At 42.1% G+C, this 17,306-nt stretch carries 15 protein-coding genes; 5 read left to right on the top strand and 10 right to left on the bottom strand.

Annotated features, from left to right (window positions below; genetic code table 11):
* The 4 genes from JZO70_RS12840 to JZO70_RS12825 all read right to left on the bottom strand — a co-directional run bounded on the left by JZO70_RS12840 (window position 1) and on the right by JZO70_RS12825 (window position 4,651).
* Window positions 1-687, bottom strand: coding sequence for a hypothetical protein (locus JZO70_RS12840; RefSeq protein ID WP_207673967.1), 687 nt, complete (start codon window positions 685-687; stop codon window positions 1-3).
* Window positions 688-804: 117 nt separating this feature from the next.
* A complete protein-coding gene (locus tag JZO70_RS12835; protein ID WP_207673966.1) occupies window positions 805-2,133 on the bottom strand; it encodes a dihydrolipoyl dehydrogenase family protein in 1,329 nt (442 codons plus the stop codon).
* Between the two features lie 34 nt (window positions 2,134-2,167).
* Entirely contained in the window at window positions 2,168-3,115 is a 948-nt protein-coding gene (locus tag JZO70_RS12830) for an ABC transporter ATP-binding protein (RefSeq protein WP_207673965.1), read from the bottom strand.
* Window positions 3,116-4,651 carry an ABC transporter permease/substrate-binding protein gene (locus JZO70_RS12825; RefSeq protein WP_207673964.1) on the bottom strand — a complete coding sequence of 512 codons (1,536 nt, stop codon included), beginning with the start codon at window positions 4,649-4,651 and terminating at the stop codon, window positions 3,116-3,118.
* Between the two features lie 120 nt (window positions 4,652-4,771).
* Between JZO70_RS12825 and JZO70_RS12820 the strand changes: the two genes are divergently transcribed.
* Window positions 4,772-5,389: a hypothetical protein gene (locus JZO70_RS12820; RefSeq protein ID WP_207673963.1), complete on the top strand. Its 618-nt coding sequence runs from the start codon at window positions 4,772-4,774 to the stop codon at window positions 5,387-5,389.
* A gap of 73 nt (window positions 5,390-5,462) precedes the next feature.
* Here JZO70_RS12820 and JZO70_RS12815 read toward each other — a convergent pair whose 3' ends face one another.
* The 5 genes from JZO70_RS12815 to JZO70_RS12795 form a co-directional block, all read right to left on the bottom strand.
* Window positions 5,463-5,807 (bottom strand): carboxymuconolactone decarboxylase family protein, encoded by a 345-nt coding sequence (locus JZO70_RS12815; RefSeq protein WP_207673962.1) that lies wholly within the window; start codon window positions 5,805-5,807, stop codon window positions 5,463-5,465.
* A gap of 1,138 nt (window positions 5,808-6,945) precedes the next feature.
* The gene (locus JZO70_RS12810; protein WP_207673961.1) at window positions 6,946-7,977 is read right to left on the bottom strand and encodes a hypothetical protein; all 1,032 of its coding nucleotides are present in this window, start codon (window positions 7,975-7,977) and stop codon (window positions 6,946-6,948) included.
* A gap of 389 nt (window positions 7,978-8,366) precedes the next feature.
* Entirely contained in the window at window positions 8,367-9,731 is a 1,365-nt protein-coding gene (locus JZO70_RS12805) for a MucBP domain-containing protein (protein ID WP_207673960.1), read from the bottom strand.
* A gap of 192 nt (window positions 9,732-9,923) precedes the next feature.
* Window positions 9,924-10,265: a metal-sulfur cluster assembly factor gene (locus JZO70_RS12800; RefSeq protein WP_207673959.1), complete on the bottom strand. Its 342-nt coding sequence runs from the start codon at window positions 10,263-10,265 to the stop codon at window positions 9,924-9,926.
* 149 nt (window positions 10,266-10,414) lie between these two features.
* On the bottom strand, window positions 10,415-11,311 hold the full coding sequence (locus JZO70_RS12795; protein ID WP_207673958.1) for a YitT family protein: 897 nt from the start codon (window positions 11,309-11,311) through the stop codon (window positions 10,415-10,417).
* Window positions 11,312-11,571: 260 nt separating this feature from the next.
* On the opposite strand from JZO70_RS12795, the gene JZO70_RS12790 reads away from it, so the two are divergent.
* On the top strand, window positions 11,572-12,063 hold the full coding sequence (locus JZO70_RS12790) for a YajQ family cyclic di-GMP-binding protein (RefSeq protein WP_207673957.1): 492 nt from the start codon (window positions 11,572-11,574) through the stop codon (window positions 12,061-12,063).
* Between the two features lie 189 nt (window positions 12,064-12,252).
* Here JZO70_RS12790 and JZO70_RS12785 read toward each other — a convergent pair whose 3' ends face one another.
* Window positions 12,253-14,598 (bottom strand): helicase C-terminal domain-containing protein, encoded by a 2,346-nt coding sequence (locus JZO70_RS12785; RefSeq protein WP_207673956.1) that lies wholly within the window; start codon window positions 14,596-14,598, stop codon window positions 12,253-12,255.
* A 310-nt stretch (window positions 14,599-14,908) separates the two neighbouring features.
* Between JZO70_RS12785 and JZO70_RS12780 the strand changes: the two genes are divergently transcribed.
* The 3 genes from JZO70_RS12780 (at window position 14,909) to JZO70_RS12770 (ending at window position 17,241) form a co-directional block, all read left to right on the top strand.
* Entirely contained in the window at window positions 14,909-15,535 is a 627-nt protein-coding gene (locus tag JZO70_RS12780; RefSeq protein ID WP_207673955.1) for an MBL fold metallo-hydrolase, read from the top strand.
* Window positions 15,536-15,552: 17 nt separating this feature from the next.
* Window positions 15,553-16,257: a histidine phosphatase family protein gene (locus tag JZO70_RS12775; RefSeq protein WP_207673954.1), complete on the top strand. Its 705-nt coding sequence runs from the start codon at window positions 15,553-15,555 to the stop codon at window positions 16,255-16,257.
* A gap of 150 nt (window positions 16,258-16,407) precedes the next feature.
* Window positions 16,408-17,241: an undecaprenyl-diphosphate phosphatase gene (locus JZO70_RS12770; protein ID WP_207673953.1), complete on the top strand. Its 834-nt coding sequence runs from the start codon at window positions 16,408-16,410 to the stop codon at window positions 17,239-17,241.
* Window positions 17,242-17,306 lie beyond the last annotated feature (65 nt).

Here is a 17,306-nt window from a genome sequence, read left to right as displayed (position 1 = left end):
TCACTCCAAAGGTTCTGTCGGTCGGCGGATTTGCCGTTGCCGTTTCAAAAAGTCATAATCTTGCTGCAAGGCCGCCAGCTCTTCTTCCAAACTAGCCACCCGTTCATTTTGCACATCTTCAATAAAGCGCTGGTAATAATTGCCTCCACCTAAATGATCTTTTTCCAGGCTGCGTTTGCGTAATTCTTTATACAACTGCTCGGTAGAAAAAAAGGAGGTGCCATAGTCCATCCGTTTGGCTTTGCGAACTTCCCGGAACATTGACGCCATAAAACGCTGGGTCAAAGCTAATTCTGCCACCTGCAGCTCCTGACGCACCGGCTTGCGAACAATCACAAAGGTTCCTTTGGCTCGCATTTCTTCTTCGATATTGTCATAAGGACGATAAACCATGACGCCAATCTCGGCGGGAATTTCTTCTTTCACCGCTTCGTACAAAACCTCCGGCAAAACAAAATAATTGTAATGACCGATAAAGGATAATTTGGCTTTGGAGCGAAAATCGGCTTTAGTCACCTTCAGCTCGTAGCAGCGCCATTCAAAGCTTTCTTCTTTGAAAAAGCACGCTAACGTATCAACAATCCCCTGTTCTTGGGGCATCGAAACCTCTTCTACTACCAAAGCACCCAGCTCCATGCAATAGTAGTACAAGGCTTTTTCCATATCTTGCGTTAATTCTGTCTTCATTCTTCTCACCACGGGAACATATTTTCGTACACTTTAGCATAAACTAAAAGAAAAAAACAGAGGAAATCCTCTGTTTTTAAAAAGGCTTCACAAACTCGCGTTAAAAGCCTATCTTTTCTACTTGATAAAATATTCTAAGTCGCTGGCTGGTGTTGGATAAGCAAACACATAGTCGGCGATTTCTTCATGAGTCATTTGTTTTTCCAAAATCAGGTTGAAATAGTTGATCAGTTCATCCGCCATTTCATTCAAGCAAGTAATTGCCACAATCCGATCCTCTTCATCATAAACAAATTTGATCTTCGCGCCCTTATCATTCACCCGGAAATAAGTAAACCAGCTGCCTAGGTCCATAGTTTCGCTATGGTATTTTTCACTATTTTCGCTTAATTCTTTTTCACTCAAACCAATCCGGGCTAGACGTTGATCGCCAAAGACAACCGATGGAATTAACGGATAGTGAATCGGTTCTGTCTCACCATTCATCGCCTTCACCACATAGGAAGCTTCAAAACCAGAAACCGGGGTCAGCTTCGGATGAGATTTATCCAAGACATCGCCGCAAGCAAAGATATGCTCCTGGCTGGTTCTTAAATGATCATCCACCGTGATACCTTTTTTCGTATACTCCAGTTGAGCATTGTCTAACTTCAAGGCTTCGATATTTGGAACACGCCCGGCTGCTACGACAACCATGTCGGTTTCCAGTTCAAAATTCTCAGCGGTTAAGCGGTAGCCAGGATCGATCGCTTCGACTTTGTCCACATCAACATTAAAGTGGAAGGTAATGCCCTTTTCTTCTAAGTGCTTGGTTAAGTCCATTGCCAACTCTTTGTCAAAACCCTTCAGCGGCTGATCATTGTGTTGAATGACATGCACTTCAGCCCCAGCTGCGTTAGCAATCGTTGCTAGTTCGAAGGCAATATAGCCCGCCCCAATGAAAGTAATTCGTTCAGGCAATTTAGCTAAATTCAAAAAGTCAGTACTAGTTTGCAAGTACTCTTGGCCATCCACGGGCAACAAGGAAGGACGCTGACCGGTAGCAATCAAAAATTGCTTGGCTTCCAAGCGTTCGTCGGCCACTTCAATCGTATGAGCATCCACAAACTCAGCTTGGCCGTCATAAGCGTCGATTTCAGCTTCTTCGATCCCGCTTTTCGTACCACTGGGAATGGAATCGGTGTAGGTGCGTTTAAAGGCCATCAATTCTTCCCAATGAATTTCCGGTGACGCTTCAAATCCTTTACCGTTCAGCTTCTCAACTCTTGCTTTGGCTTCCACCGCACTCATTAAAATCTTTTTGGGGTCACAGCCGCGATTTGGACAAGTTCCGCCCCAAAGATCGGCTTCGATCACAGCGACTGTTTTCCCTTGTTCTTTCAGGGAGTAAGCCGCCGCAGTTCCACCAGGGCCGCCGCCAATCACAATAGCATCATATTTTTTCATGGTTCATTTCCTCCTATTCTGTTAGGTAAGCCTATCAGCTTAAGAAACGGAAAATATCTGACCGAGTGACCTCGGCGATTACTTTTTCTTCTTCATCTTTAATATAAATCTTCTCATGATCAGCAAAAGCTTCAAAGGCTTGGCTGATGTTGGTATTCAGATCCAACGCCGGAATTGTGTCATCCGGGGTAATCACGGCTTGATGGAAACCAGCTTCATAAACCGTCGCTAAGGTTTGATCCTGCAGCTCGTCGGTGGCTTCATCAAAGAAGGCCTTCACAAATCCGTCTTTCGGTTGGCTTTGAATCATTTCAGGTGTGTCGCATTGAATCAGCTTGCCTTCATGCATCACGGCAATCCGGTCCCCCAGCTTCAACGCTTCCTTCATATTGTGGGTTACGAAAATAATCGTATTGCCTAGTTTTTGATGCAGCTCTAATACTAAATCCTGCAAACTAGTACGGGAGATCGGGTCCAGTGCGCTAAAGGGTTCATCCATTAAGATAACATCCGGCTCAGCCGCCAATGCCCGTAAAATTCCGATTCGTTGACTTTGCCCACCGGAAAGCTCCGCCGGCATCCGGTTGCGATAGGTCCCTGGATCAAGATCGACTTCCTCTAACAGTTCATCCGCTCGTTTGCTGCGGCGTTTTTTATCCCAGCCCAGCATTTCAGGAATCACGTCAATATTTTCCTTCACGGTCATCGTCGGGAACAAGGCAATTTGCTGCAGCACGTAGCCGATCTGCCAGCGCAATTTGTGGATATCATAATCTTTGATTCGCTTATTTTTAAAGTAGACGTCGCCTTCGCTAGGTTCCACTAGGCCATTGATCATTTTCAAGGAGGTGGTTTTCCCGCTGCCGGAAGGTCCTACAAGTACGAAGATTTCCCCTTGGTTAACCGAGATGTTCAAATCCTTCAGCACCACTTGGCCTTCAAACTCTTTGCCTACATTTTTAAATTCAATAATTGGTTCCATTTAGTTCTCCTCCCCAATGATCTTTTCCTTGATTAAAAAGTCACGGGCAACGTCTGCGGGCTGCTTGCCTTCAACATTCACTTGATAATTCATATCGATCATTTGATCTTCGGTAATTTTGCCAGCCAAACGATTCAAGGCTTTGACAATCGTCGGATTCTCTTCAGCGAAATCGTTGCGCATTAATGCTGCCCCTTGGTATGGAGGGAACAGATCAAGGTTGTCTTCTAAGGTGACTAAATCATACTGTCTAATTTCACTATCCGTAGAATAGCCGTCGATGATGTCCACGTCGCCATTTTCAATCGCTTGATAACGCAGCGCCGGTTCCATACTTTGAACCGAGCCAAAGTTCAGACCATAAAGCTCTTGAATTCCTCGGTAACCATCTTGTCGGTCGATAAATTCTAAGGTAAAGCCGGCCCGCCAATTAGCTTCGTCAGCCACTAAGTCAGAAATTTTACTAATTCCCCGCTCTTCGGCTACTTCCCGTTTCATTGCTAAAGCATAGGTATTTTCGTAAGCCATTGGTTCCAACAGCTCCATGTCAAATTGTTCGTTCAACAACTTGTTGGCTTCTCGATAGGCTGCTTCTTTTGAGCCATCTGTCTCTTGACCCTCTGGTACTTCAACTAAGCTTTCTAACACCGTCCCGGTAAATTCCGGGTAAATATCGACTTGGTCATTTTCCAACGCACTGAATAAGAAGCTGGTTTTCCCAAAGTTTGGTTTCACTTCTACTTCAATCGATGGATCTTCATCCTGAATAACGTCCTTGTAGATATTAACTAATATATCTGGTTCTGATCCCATTTTACCCGCGATGGTCACGGTTTGATCGGCCAATGGATTATGCTGCGCCAAGAAGATCCCACCGATTCCTAGGAAAATTACACCCAAGGCTACTACAGTCGCTTTCATACTGCGATGCTGCAGGAAACGAATTAAAGCACTGAAAATAATCGCTAATAAAGCCGAGCTGACTGCCCCGATTAGAGTTAAAGTCGGATCATTCCGATCAATCCCTAATAGGATAAAGGTACCCAGGCCGCCAGCACCAATTAAAGCGGCCAATGTCGCCGTCCCGATAATTAGCACTAGAGCTGTCCGAATCCCGGAAACAATCACTGGCATCGCCATCGGCAACTCCACCTTGAACAGCTTCCGCATGCGGGACATCCCGAAAGCATCCGCTGCTTCTTCAATGGAAGGATCAATTTCCGACAAACCGATATAAGTATTTTGGAAAATCGGCAAAAGAGCGTATACTACTAATGCAATCAATGCCGGTACTGTCCCGATCCCTACAAATGGAATCAACAGCCCCAACAAGGCAAGTGACGGGATCGTCTGCAAAATACTGGTGATTTGCAGAACAATCTCCGCTAGTTTCTTTTTCTGACTGAGTAGAATCGCCAAAGGTATTGCAATGAGAATGGCAATCAAAAGAGCGCTCAAGGAGATAGCTAAATGTTCTAAAATCGCATCCAGCAATTCTTCCTTCCGCTCCATAAATGTTTGTATAATATCGTTCATAACCTGTCCCTTTCCCTTCTTAATTAATTTAAGTATAACGGAAGTCCAAAGTGGGGCAAAAGGATTCGCTCACTTAAAAGTAAAAAGATTCCGCAAAAAACAATAAAGGAGTATTAATAAATGCTGAAAAAAGACGTGAACACTATTCATTTAATCACCAATAATCACACATTGACTTACACCAATTCTTTCTATTATAACTGGTACAAAACCTTGCAAGGCAATCTATTACAGACCAATGGTTTTACTAATCAATTCGTGCGCTTGCAAAAAAATGCACCTGAAACCTACAAAAAAATTGAGCAACGGCTTTTGGCAACAAGTATCGTTGCTTTTCTAAAACAGCTGGATGCCACCGACAGCTTTCTACTATTAACCACTAGCTGGAGTACCGGCTTAGCCAGCGACCATCCGGCGAAGACGCTGGAAAACTATTTGACCCACTACACCATTCAGGCAGATGACCTGCGGGGCCTCAATCAGATGAACGCCGATTTTAACCAAGTGCTGATCCAGCATTTCCCAATCGCCCGCAAACAAGATCTCCGCCTGATTTATCGGCTGCTGGAGCTTTATCCCTTAGAAAAAATCGATCAAGATAACGAATTAACCAAATTAAACGAACGAGCAGCCGCTCGAACCACTAACCTACTCTCGCTTTTACAAGACGCTTTTGCGTTAGCCGCTGAGAGCAAACAAGCATTAAACGATCCAGAATTAGCAGAATACTTTAATTAGCAACAAAAAAAGGCCACAACTGACTTCAACCTGCGACAGGTTAAGCCAATTGTGGTCTTTCATTTATTCTGTTTTATTCTTGACTAAACAAGTATTCAGCAACTGCTAAAGCTTTTGCCCCATAAGCAGTTGAAGGGCCGCCACCCATTAAGATCGCTACTTCAATCGTTTCTGTCAGCTCCTCCATTGTTGCGCCGGTTTTAATTGCATTGCCGACATGGGCCATAATGCAGTCCTCACAACGAACCGATACTGCAATTCCTACAGCCACTAATTCTTTGGTTTTAGCATCTAAGTTTCTTGGTGTTAAGGCTACCTGGGCAACCTCCATAAATTTACCCATTAGTTCAGGGCTGTTCTTGCCTAAAACCTCGCTGTTTTGCTTCGATTCTTCAAATTTTGCTTTGTAATCTGTCATATAATCATACCTCCTATTTTCCTATTGATAATTGTATCACGAATACAATAGAAAGCGTTAACATTTTTTTGGTTGATAAAAAAGATTTTTTACTCAAGCTCTTTTACCCATCTATTTTTAGCGGCAAATGTCAAATGATACCTGAAAATAAATGATTTATTTTTAATATGTAAAGCCTTTATCTGAGCAACTGCTCATTCAATTGATTACCAGCTAAAACTTCGATGAATTATTATTTTATTTCGTCTTTCAAAAACCTCAAAGTGTTAGAATCCCTATGTATTTCTAATTAGAGAGGAGGAATGCAAAATGTTAATTCGTTATTATTTGAGCTGCTGTTTCCAGATTTTTCCATCTGAAAGCCAGCATACCAAATGACTAATTTTCTGAAGAGGTGATGGAATTTGAATAGAACGTATCAGTTCTGTGATTACAAGAAAGGACGTATGTTAAGCTATCTCAAAAGTGAAGATCAGTCCACCTTATGCGACTGCCCGCAACTAGTGCTTTATTACTCTGAGTAGACTAAAAATCAGCTGAACTTGACACTGGTGGTAGTACCTGAGGATAAATCCCGTAGAATATTTACTTTTGTTGATCAGTATCTATCCTATTCACTCTTTGATGGTACCAAAAATTATTCGATCAATTTAGCCAAATTTGTACTTGCCAACGAACGATGCAAACGGCCCTCATATTTACAAAATGACGTTCACCAAGTACAAGCAGCCCAATTCAGCAATGATAATCCCAATACTGGCAAATTGACCAGTATTACTACCGAAAACTTCATCATCAAAGACAGACGTTTAAACGACTTTTAACCGTCTCTTAACAGGACGATTTGCCGGTTTAAAAGGAATCGCAAGCTTTTGCAGCAGTGCAAAAGCTTGTGGTTCAACCTTGATAAAGGATAGTTATAAAGCACCTTTAATCGTACACTCTTCATTTAAAATAATATCAAGCCTAATAAGTTCCGCTTCCCCACGGAGCTTACCGAAAAAAAGATAGCGGATATGCAAGCGCATGGTTAACGGATCATGTCTCCTGACAGAATCATGATGAAGGAACTAAGTAATTAGACCATCACATATTCAAACCCCACTCTTTTCCTGGTTCGCTGATCATCCGCGAAAGCTTACCGTTTTTTCTTTCGGTCCCTCTTCCGACTTTTCTTCCTTGGTAAAAGACTCCAAAGATCTGTCTTGTCCTTCTTGTCTTTTTTACCGGATGATCCTGGATTATTTGACGCAGCCCCGGCCGCTACAAGCTCTCCCTTTGGTGTCACCACTGTATTCTTCAGTGGCTTAATTATTGGCAGCCCTGGCAGAATATCCTGAATCGATCGGCTGACTTGAGGCATAGGAGGATCAACTCCAGGTATCGGCGTTGAAACTTGGTCTTTTAGTAAAACGTTCTTTGCATCATCAGAAGATTGCTGCTGATGGCGCTCACCGTCATCGCCAGAAGTTTCTATTTCTACCTCTTCTGACAAGGCGGTTACTTTTGGCAGCGCAGTAAATTTCCCCTGTTGGGTTTCTGGCGTCTCTTCTTTTATCGTTTGAGGATCAATACTGACTTGAATTAGGCTGTAATGAGCACTCACCAGCTTCGCAAATTTTCTGACACCATCCTTTTGAAAAATATCTATAGTGCTGAGGATAGCCAGGATCGCTTCATGCTCCTGAGGGCTTAGGCTAGAATCCACATTGCTAAGGGTCCAGCCATGTTTCTTGCCGTTTTCATCTTCAAAAGTAGTGATCAGATTGGCCTTCATCTCTACTTCCCGCTTTCCAGAATATAAAAGGTGCTCAATTTTATTAATATGCAGGTTCGTTCGCTTTTCAAGTTGGTCAAATTCTGCTAGATTTGGAAACAGACGCTTCGTGACACCGCTCCATTCCTCATCATTAAAATAGTTGCGGAAATAAACACATAACTCACGAACTGAAGAAAGATCATAGTTCCCCATAAACAAAGAACGAATCAATTTCTCAGCAAATCGCGAAAAATCAGCTGGACACAGTGCATTTTTCACCATAACCACTAAAGCACACTGAATGATGTATGGTGCGTCATTTTTCTCCTTGAAAAAATCAGAAAATCGCTTGCTTAAATTTTCATATCCCATTGATAGTAATTGGCGCTGACCCAGTGGTTTCGTAGTCATATAGTTACATCTCCTCAACAAAAGTTTATGATTGTAAACGTTGTCTCATTCGATTCTCATTTTAATATAAGAATTGCTTCTAATCAATAGTAAATCGTATACATAACGATCGTCATCCCTGAAAATTAAGCAATAATTGCTTTGGATTCGTAATATGTTATAGTCAATAAGCATATTTATTAGGGTTTCATTCTAATCCACAGCCTCCCTTCTTTATTTAAATAACATTCGTTATATAACTATTTATTCTGTAATTTCCCATTCAGTTTCAACCGGATAGACGCAAAAAAGTCTCACCTGAAACCTCAATACAGAGATCAGGCGAGACTCTTCACTTTTGGTTCAAACCAATTGAATACTACTTTTCAGCAGAACATAATCGGCAGTTTTTATTCGTTGTCTAAACTAACTTCTTCCTCAGACGACTGCTCTTCAACAGTTTGATTTTCTTCTGGATTAGCTTGAGGTTTTTCTATAATTTGTTTTTCTTCTGAATCTGATTGAGGCTCTTCTATAATTTGGCTTTCTTCTGGATTTGACTGAGGCTCTTCAATCATATTATACTCTTCTAGATTTGATTGAGGCTCTTCAGTTACAATGTTATCTTGGCTGTACGGCGCAATTCCACTATTACCAGCCATAAAGACAAACCATACGTAGTATCCTCCATCTTTTTCAGTGATATAAACACCCACTGCAGCTTCATCACTTTCATCTGTTAATAAGTATTCTCGATGACCAGATGTAGAGCTCTTCCATATATCAACTAAACTTTTTGCACTATTATTTTTAATATCTTCAATGGAGTAGTTGCCACCAAACATTCCAATGTTTTCACCTGTCGCAAATCCTGGATATCCCGCATCATAAACAGCGTCGTAAATAGATCCTCCATTTGGTCGAACATGTGCAAAACGTTGTTCGATTTCCTTCGCTCGCACGTTTGTACCCTTTTGAAGAAATGCATTATGGGCCAATGCTGGTAGTCCCTTTTCAGTACGTCTAAATTCATTGATGATGTTTAAAGCATCCCGTGAAACATTATTAGCAATTGCATTCAGATCTTCTTTCTTTTTATAGGTAAACGTGACTGTTTTGTTATCTGTATCAGCCTTGATCGTTTGACTATCATTGCCATTTAATCGGTAGTCGTTAAAAGATTTGGCTCTGGCAGTAAAGTTGCTGTCTCGCGCAACAGAGACTGTTTCTTGGTTCAAAGTTTTGCCGTCTGAGCCTTTATGAACAATTTTTACATTGAATTTCTGATTCGGGTTCATTCCATACCAACCGAGTCCCTCTTTACGCCATCCGATGGTTGCCAGGCTATCTCTTTCACCAGCATTTGTCGTATAGTGGTGACTGCCTGCTTTTGCATTCGGATCGTACAACCGATGAAGTGCGACTCCATTGTAATCATCCGTCTTCCATCCTACGCCTTCATAGTTCCAGCCCACTCGGACCAGCATGTCTTTTTCGGCAGGGTTCATCGTGTAGTGATGGTCACCAGCATTCGCATTGTACATACGATAAACATTTGGCCCTGTATCAGGAGCTGTCCAACCGGTTCCCTCATAATTCCAGCCTGCCCTAACTAAAATGTCTTTCTCTATACCATTTGCGGTATAAAAATGCTCCCCAGAGTTCGGATTATACATCCGGTGCATCGTTTGAGCAGCATCGCCTTCAACAGAAAACGCTACCATTGCAGAGAAACTTAAAGACAAACCTAAACCTAACCATACTTTTCTTTTCATTTTTACCCCTTCTTTCTATTACTTAACTTACTAATTATTTTACAATAAATAGTATGATAATAACAGTATTTTCCAGTTTGCATACATAATCCGGCTCTTTTTTTACTGATATACCTATAAAATAAAAGAAAAAAATCTCACCTGATCCCCATACAGAGGTTTCAGGTGAGATTTCAATTGCTTACTATTTAACTATCTAATTCCCAACGCAATCCGCGCATATCTAGACATTTTATCAGTAGTCCATGCAGGATACCAAACCAATTTCACTTCCACGTTGTTCACTTCTGGAATTTCGTGCAAAGCTGATTGGATTTGATCGGTTAGTACATCAGCCAATGGGCAACCCATTGTGGTTAAAGTCATTTTAATTACAGCATTTCCGCTTTGTTCAAATTCAACTTCGTAAATCAAGCCAAGATTAACAATATCAATCCCTAATTCTGGGTCAATAACTGATTCTAAAGCTGTCAAAATACGTTCTTTAATCTCTTCAAGTTCTGTTTCAGACCAATTTTGTTTATTTTCTTCCATTCAATGCCACCCCTTTTTCGAGTTTCGAACTTATTTTACTCTATCAATAAAGATTTGTAAATGAGAATCGGCATGATTTGTGCGATCTGTTGCAAATCTTAATCTGCTGGCACAAAATTATGTGTTAAAAATTTTTCTATTTGGCCGGACTATTTATTGGACTGCTTAACTTTTTTCTGCTCATCTTCATTCAAGAAGCGGCCCACAACTGTTTCAGTCGCCACAATATTGGTAAAGGCCATCGGGTCAACAGCCTGCACGATTTGTTTTAAGTCATACAGCTCGTAACGAGTCAGAACGACCATTAACACTTCCCGTTCCTCAGAGCTGAAGCCGCCTCTCGCTGGAATCACTGTCATGCCGCGAACCAACCCATGATAAATGGCATCTCGCAATTCCTTGCTTTTGTCAGTAGTGATAAAGGCGGTCATTTTTTGATGGCTGGTATGGATCATATCCACTACGCTGCCCATCGTAAAGATCGTGATGATTGTATACAGCGCGCTCTCCCAATTAAAGAAGAAGCCGGCAACCACGACAATCGCCCCGTTCAGCAGCATAATATAATTTCCCACAGTTCGGCCGGTAGTTCTGGACAGTAATAAAGAAAGAATGTCCAAACCGCCGGTAGTGAACCCATATTTTAGCGACAGCCCTCCACCTAATCCCAGCAATACCCCTCCGGTAATGGCATTCATCAACACATTGTTTGTCACCTCTCCCACAGGAACGAAGGTGGTAAAGAAGGATACCGACAACACGTTAGCAAAACTTAAAATCATTGCTGATTTTCCTAATTTAAGAAAGCCTAGAATAAAAACTGGTACATTTAACAGGAAAATCAAAATCCCGGTATCGATATTCATCCCAAATAATTGCAGAAAAAAAGCGCCGACAATTTGCGCGATCCCTGTCATCCCTGCTGAGAAAACATTAGCTGGTATTAAAAAGAAGTTTAAGCCGACAGCACCTGTTATCCCGGTCAAAAGAATGACCACGATTTTTTTTACGATATCCTTTTTAGTGTAATCGATCACTTTATGCATAATTGCCTCCTATTAGTTAATATTGTTGTATTAATTTTTCACCGCGCATACCATCCAGCTAGACGTTCCTCTTCACTTACACAGAATAGTTCTAGATAGATTTCTGATGTTTGTATCCCTGCGCTGGCAACCCTTGAATCAATCTCATCTATAGATTAACAGGGAAGATCTAAAAGCTCCAATCTTTTCTCTGAAAGATAAGAGAATAATCATGGCTTTCTTAACGTTTTTTGATAAACTAAAAGTAAAGGAGGATGACTATGGCAAAAGATGCAAGTTTTGACATTGTTTCAGAAATGAATATTGAAGAAGTGAAGAATGGGGTCCAGATTGCACTGAAGGAATTGAAGAATCGTTTCGACTTCAAAGGAGCTAAATTTGATATCTCAGTCGAGGACAATCAGTTAGTTGTCAGCGCCGAAGATGACTTCAAAATCGAACAAGTGAAGGACGTTCTCTTCAGCAAACTGATTAAACGCGGCGTACCCTTAAAGAATGTTCACTTCTCAGATTCCGAGCACGCACTTGGCGGAACTGCCCGTCAAAAAGCTGATTTAGTTAGTGGCATTGATAAAGAAAATGCAAAAAAAATCACCACCGCTATCAAAAACAGCAAAATTAAGGTGAAAACTCAGATTCAAGACGATCAACTGCGAGTAACTGGAAAAAATCGTGACGACCTGCAACAAGTGATTGCTTTAGTGAAAGATCTGGATTTACCGATCGATGTTCAATTTACGAACTATCGCTAAGAAACCAGACCACTTTAAAATAGAGAAATGGATGGGCATTATACCCGTTCATTTCTCTATTTTTCTAGGTGATTTTTTAAGTCTTTGATGTATTGCTTCTGCTTCATCTGCTTTTTTACTCCCTATTTTGCTATACCCACGCCAAAAATCCTCCCTAATTCCGCATGAATTAGAGAGGATTTCAACCAGCTATTTATTTTGCCAAAAGGCCTCGGCAGCCCGTTCGATCTCCTGAACGTTATAAACCACCTTCCGCCCACGCCAATTCGGCGGCAGCAGATTGCTATAATGAGGATTCGTATAGCGCTGATCCAGCAACAAGACAATGCCCCGATCATTCATGGTCCGAATGACCCGTCCGGCGGCTTGGATGACTTTGTTCATACCAGGCAATTGATAGGCGTAGCTGAAGCCGGCGCCTTTTTTCTCGTCATAATATTCTTTGATCAGTTCTTGTTCGTGATTCACCTGCGGCAGACCGACACCGACAACGATCGCTCCGCTTAGACGTTCCCCCACTAAATCGATCCCTTCCGAGAAAATTCCGCCTAACACACAAAAAGCGATCATGGTTTCTTGCGGACTATCCTGAAACTTAGCTAAAAACTCTTCCCGTTCGGTTTCGTTGAGATTTGAACCTTGGATAGTCACGTGATAGTCTGGGTATTTTTCCCGAAACTCGTCAGATACATCGTCCAAATACTTAAAAGATGGGAAGAATACCATATAATTCCCTGTTTTGGTCTTAGCTAACGCATGAATCGCCTCGACAATTTGCGGCTGGCTCTTTTCCCGCATCCGATACGTCGTTTGAATATGAGCGTCCACAATCACCAGCTGGTTTTCTTCTGAGAAAGGACTTGGCAAACGATAGGTCAAGCTGTCCTCTTCCCCACCCAAAACATCTTTGTAATAGTCTAAGGGTGAAAAACTGGCCGAGAATAACGTGGTACTGCCGACCTTTTCCATGGTTTGCTGCAGAAAATACGATGGATCGATGCAGTACTCCTTGACGATCAAGTCGTAATTTTTTGATTCAATCGTTGTTTCGTAATGATCGTCGTACAGCTCACCCATCCGCGTGTAGCGAACAATATCAAAATAGACCGTCAGCATTTTTTCCTGCAAAGGATCTTCGGCATTTTCCGCCAGCCATTCCTTCATTAATTCCTGCAGCTGGAACAAGCGATTCAATAAGCTCTCGGCTGCAGCTGGCTGATGGAAATAAGTAACTTTCTTTTCTTCTAAAACTTGATAAATCAATTCAAATTCATCGTCCACCCGCGCAAAAGCATTCCGCAGACGCTTCATCTTCTTATTCAGCTGCTGCCCCACATCATGGATACGTTGACGGGAGATCGCGGCTGAATACATTTCTTTCGATCGGCTGACTAGATTATGGGCTTCATCCACCAGCACCAGATTGTTCTTGTCCTCTTCTTCAAAGAAACGGCGCAAATAAACCGTCGGATCAAACAAATAATTGTAATCGCCAATCACTAAATCGCTAAAACGACTCACATCCAAGGATAATTCAAACGGACACAGCTCGTGCTTTCTGGCGTATTCTTCAATCACCGGCCGAGTGTACTGATCTTCCTGATGGAGCATATCCCACAAGCCGTCATTGACCCGATCATAATAACCTTTAGCAAACGGGCAATGCTCCGGCGTACAATTCCGCTCTGTTAGAAAACAAATTTTGTCTTTAGCTGTCAAAGTAACACTTTTTACGCGGGCGTCCTGTTTGGCTAGCTTGCCAACCGTCTCTTCTGCCACTTGTCGAGTAATCGTTTTGGCGGTCAAGTAAAAAATCCGTTCGCCTAGTTCCTCCCCCATCCCTTTAAAAGCTGGGAATAAAGTGGACATGGTTTTGCCGACGCCAGTTGGTGCCTCCACAAAGAGTTTTTTCTGAGCAGCGATCGTTTTATAGACTGCACCGGCTAGTTCTCGTTGACCAGCTCGATATTCGGGAAACGGAAAGCTCATCTCTTTTAAGGATTGATTGCGAGTTTCCCGCCATTCGGTTTGAAAAATCAGCCAGTCTTCGTATTTTTTCACTAGATCATTGAAAAAAGTCTGCAATTCCTCAAAGGTGAAAGTGCGCACCTTGTAGGTTATTTGTTCTTCCACCGTTTGGAAATAGGTCAGGCGCGTACCGATCTGCTCCAGCTCTTCTTGTTCGGCATAAATATAGGCATACACCATTGCCTGATAAAAATATAAGTTAACGATACCGTCTTCCAGTTCTTCAAAGGGCGTTTCGGAGGTTTTAATTTCATCCACCATCGTCATTTCATCTTCAATGAAAATCCCATCGGCCCGTCCTTCTACTTGAACGTCAATGCCGGCAATCGATAGTTGTTTTTTCAGCCATACTTCTTTTTGGTAGTCGTCTCCAGCAGCTTTTTGCAGCTTGCGATGAATCCGGGCGCCTTCTTGGGCAGTGTGATTGCTGCCTTTTCCCTCATCGATACTGCCGCTGCGCAAAATAAACTCGACTAAACTTCGTACGGCGATTTTTTTTAGTGACACGGTTCCACCTCTTTTCGTGCCTTTAAACAATAGAAGATTTTTGCCTTGGCGTCAAGTGCCGCCTGTTATAATCGAAGTTTCCTTGACCGGTTAGTTGTCCTGTATTTCCTAAACAAAAATTGTCATGAGAAAAAACGGTCTATCCCCACTTTTTTGTTGTTTTCATGTATAATAAAAAGGAATGTTAGGAGGCCCGCCCGACTTTTGACAGTTAAGCAACAGTTAGAAGGAGATTCTCAAATCGAGCGCTGCTTAAGACTCGCTAAGGACCATTGGATGAGTGCCTGATTAACAAATTAGGAGGAAAAACATGTTACATATTGAAGGGCTCGTAACAGGTAGAGCACAGGAAAACTGTTACCTGATTTATAACGAAGACAACCTGCTGATTGTCGATCCTGGATCAGAGGGTGATCGCATCGCAAAAAAAATTGAACAAACAGGCCGCAAACCAGCAGCTATTTTATTGACTCACACCCACTACGATCATATCGGTGCTGTGGAACAATTGCGGAATTTATACCACGTTCCGGTTTACGTCAGTGCCTTGGAACAAGAATGGCTGGGCAATCCAGTCTACAATCTTTCCGGCTTAGGCAGTCATCAAGACATGCCGGATTTGATCGTGCAGCCGGCGGAATATGAATTTGAGTTAAAATCATACGATATTGGCGGCATGACCTTTGAAGTTGTCCCAACACCGGGTCATTCAATTGGCAGTGTCAGCTTTATTTTCGATGATTTTGTGGTTGTCGGCGATGCGTTGTTTAGAGGAAGCATTGGCCGGACCGATCTTTACACTGGTGATATGCAGCAGCTGCTTTACAGTATCAAGACCTATTTGTTTACTTTGCCAAGAGAACTACCTGCCTACCCTGGCCACGGCGAAGCGACAACAATTGGGCGCGAAATAGATACAAATCCTTTCTTTAATTAAAAAACGGAGGTAATGAAATGGAAGAGACTAATCTTTATATTGTACGTCATGGGAAAACAATGTTTAACACATTAGAACGAGTACAAGGATGGTGCGACACACCTTTGACCCCTAAAGGTCGCGAAGGCATCGAATGTGTCGGTTTAGGTTTACAGGACACAAAATTTGTCGAAGCTTACTCAAGTGATTCAGGCCGCGCGATTGAAACAATGCGTCTATTGCTTAGCAAACATCCTGATGGCAAGGACCTGCCTTATCACACTGATCCACGCATTCGCGAATGGTGTTTTGGTTCATTAGAAGGTGCTTACGATGCGGAAATGTGGGGCGTGTTGCCGCGGGTCTTGAACTTTAAGACTGAAGACGATTTATTTGCGACAGAAGTTACCTTTAAGGAAATTGCCGATGCTATTTATCAAGCCGATACAGCAAACTGGGCTGAGACCTATGAAAAACTAAGAGAACGCGTTTTGTCTGGCTTTGAAGACATCGCGCAACGTCGGGAAAAAGACGGCGGCGGAAATGTATTGATCGTTTCTCACGGGTTGACGATTGCCTTCTTATTAAGCTTAATCGACAGCAATCAGCCAGTACGTGCCAACCTGTTAAACGGCAGTATCAATCGCGTGAAATATCAAGATGGCAAGTTCACGATTCGTGCTATCAACGATATCAGCTACTTGGAACGCGGCAAAACCATTGCTGACAAAGAAAACGAATAATCAAATACTAGCAGAGACCTACCGGGTTTCTGCTTTTTTATTTTGAATATATGAAGAAAATCTTAAAAAAACCTTTCTCTTATTTGGATGGTTTTTCATAAGGCTTAACGGTATACTTGTCTATGTTATTAATCAGAAAGGAATTACGCTATGCTTATTATGAATATTTTCAAAGCAATTATTCTCGGCATCGTTGAAGGGATTACCGAATGGCTGCCGATTTCTTCGACTGGGCATTTAATCTTGGTGGATGAATTTATTAAAATGGATGTCAGTCCTGCCTTTACCGAAATGTTCAACGTGGTCATTCAGTTGGGGGCAATTTTAGCTGTCGTGGTGCTGTACTTCGACAAACTGAATCCTTTTTCTGCTAAAAAGAATCAGATAGAAAAAAGCGACACTTGGACACTTTGGTTTAAAGTGGTTATCGCCTGTATCCCGGCAGTTATTTTGGGACTTCCCTTGGATGATTTCCTTGAAGCCCACTTTCACAAGTTCTTGCCAGTGGCAATAATGTTAATTGTTTACGGGATCGCTTTTATCGTGGTGGAAAGACATAACAAAAACAAAACGCCGAAATGCACCAATTTAAATGATTTTACTTATAAAGCCGCCTTGATTGTGGGCCTTTTCCAAGTACTTGCCTTAATCCCCGGAACTTCTCGTTCTGGCGCGACAATTTTAGGAGCAATCTTGATCGGTTCTTCTCGATTTGTGGCCACGGAGTTTTCTTTCTTCTTAGGAATTCCCGTAATGTTTGGGGCCAGCGGCTTGAAAATCGTTAAATTTTTAGCCAAAGGCAACTCATTTGGTTTTTCAGAAATCATCATCCTTTTAGTGGGAATGGCCACAGCTTTTGTGGTTTCCATTATCGCTATCAAGTTCTTGATCGATTATATTAAACGCAATGACTTTACCGTATTTGGTTGGTACCGAATTATCTTAGGGGTTATCCTGATCGGCTATTGGCTGATTGCTATGTAGCAAATTTCAACTGCAGACGAATTTGTCTGCAGTTTTTTTGTGTTCTTTTTTGACCAAAAATCTAT

Source organism: Candidatus Enterococcus moelleringii, assembly GCF_017377575.1.
GTDB classification, from domain to species: domain Bacteria; phylum Bacillota; class Bacilli; order Lactobacillales; family Enterococcaceae; genus Enterococcus_A; species Enterococcus_A moelleringii.
Note: the sequence above shows the minus strand (reverse complement) of the source record. Positions and strands in the feature narration are given on the sequence as shown.

Bases quoted from the DNA above. Each gene is read 5' to 3' on its own strand.
- JZO70_RS12820 (WP_207673963.1), top strand. From the start codon at position 4,772: ATGCTGAAAAAAGACGTGAACACTATTCATTTAATCACCAATAATCAC.
- JZO70_RS12825 (WP_207673964.1), bottom strand. From the start codon at position 4,651: ATGAACGATATTATACAAACATTTATGGAGCGGAAGGAAGAATTGCTG.
- JZO70_RS12790 (WP_207673957.1), top strand. From the start codon at position 11,572: ATGGCAAAAGATGCAAGTTTTGACATTGTTTCAGAAATGAATATTGAA.
- JZO70_RS12835 (WP_207673966.1), bottom strand. From the start codon at position 2,133: ATGAAAAAATATGATGCTATTGTGATTGGCGGCGGCCCTGGTGGAACT.
- JZO70_RS12795 (WP_207673958.1), bottom strand. From the start codon at position 11,311: ATGCATAAAGTGATCGATTACACTAAAAAGGATATCGTAAAAAAAATC.
- JZO70_RS12775 (WP_207673954.1), top strand. From the start codon at position 15,553: ATGGAAGAGACTAATCTTTATATTGTACGTCATGGGAAAACAATGTTT.
- JZO70_RS12830 (WP_207673965.1), bottom strand. From the start codon at position 3,115: ATGGAACCAATTATTGAATTTAAAAATGTAGGCAAAGAGTTTGAAGGC.
- JZO70_RS12780 (WP_207673955.1), top strand. From the start codon at position 14,909: ATGTTACATATTGAAGGGCTCGTAACAGGTAGAGCACAGGAAAACTGT.
- JZO70_RS12805 (WP_207673960.1), bottom strand. From the start codon at position 9,731: ATGAAAAGAAAAGTATGGTTAGGTTTAGGTTTGTCTTTAAGTTTCTCT.
- JZO70_RS12800 (WP_207673959.1), bottom strand. From the start codon at position 10,265: ATGGAAGAAAATAAACAAAATTGGTCTGAAACAGAACTTGAAGAGATT.
- JZO70_RS12840 (WP_207673967.1), bottom strand. From the start codon at position 687: ATGAAGACAGAATTAACGCAAGATATGGAAAAAGCCTTGTACTACTAT.
- JZO70_RS12810 (WP_207673961.1), bottom strand. From the start codon at position 7,977: ATGACTACGAAACCACTGGGTCAGCGCCAATTACTATCAATGGGATAT.
- JZO70_RS12770 (WP_207673953.1), top strand. From the start codon at position 16,408: ATGCTTATTATGAATATTTTCAAAGCAATTATTCTCGGCATCGTTGAA.
- JZO70_RS12815 (WP_207673962.1), bottom strand. From the start codon at position 5,807: ATGACAGATTACAAAGCAAAATTTGAAGAATCGAAGCAAAACAGCGAG.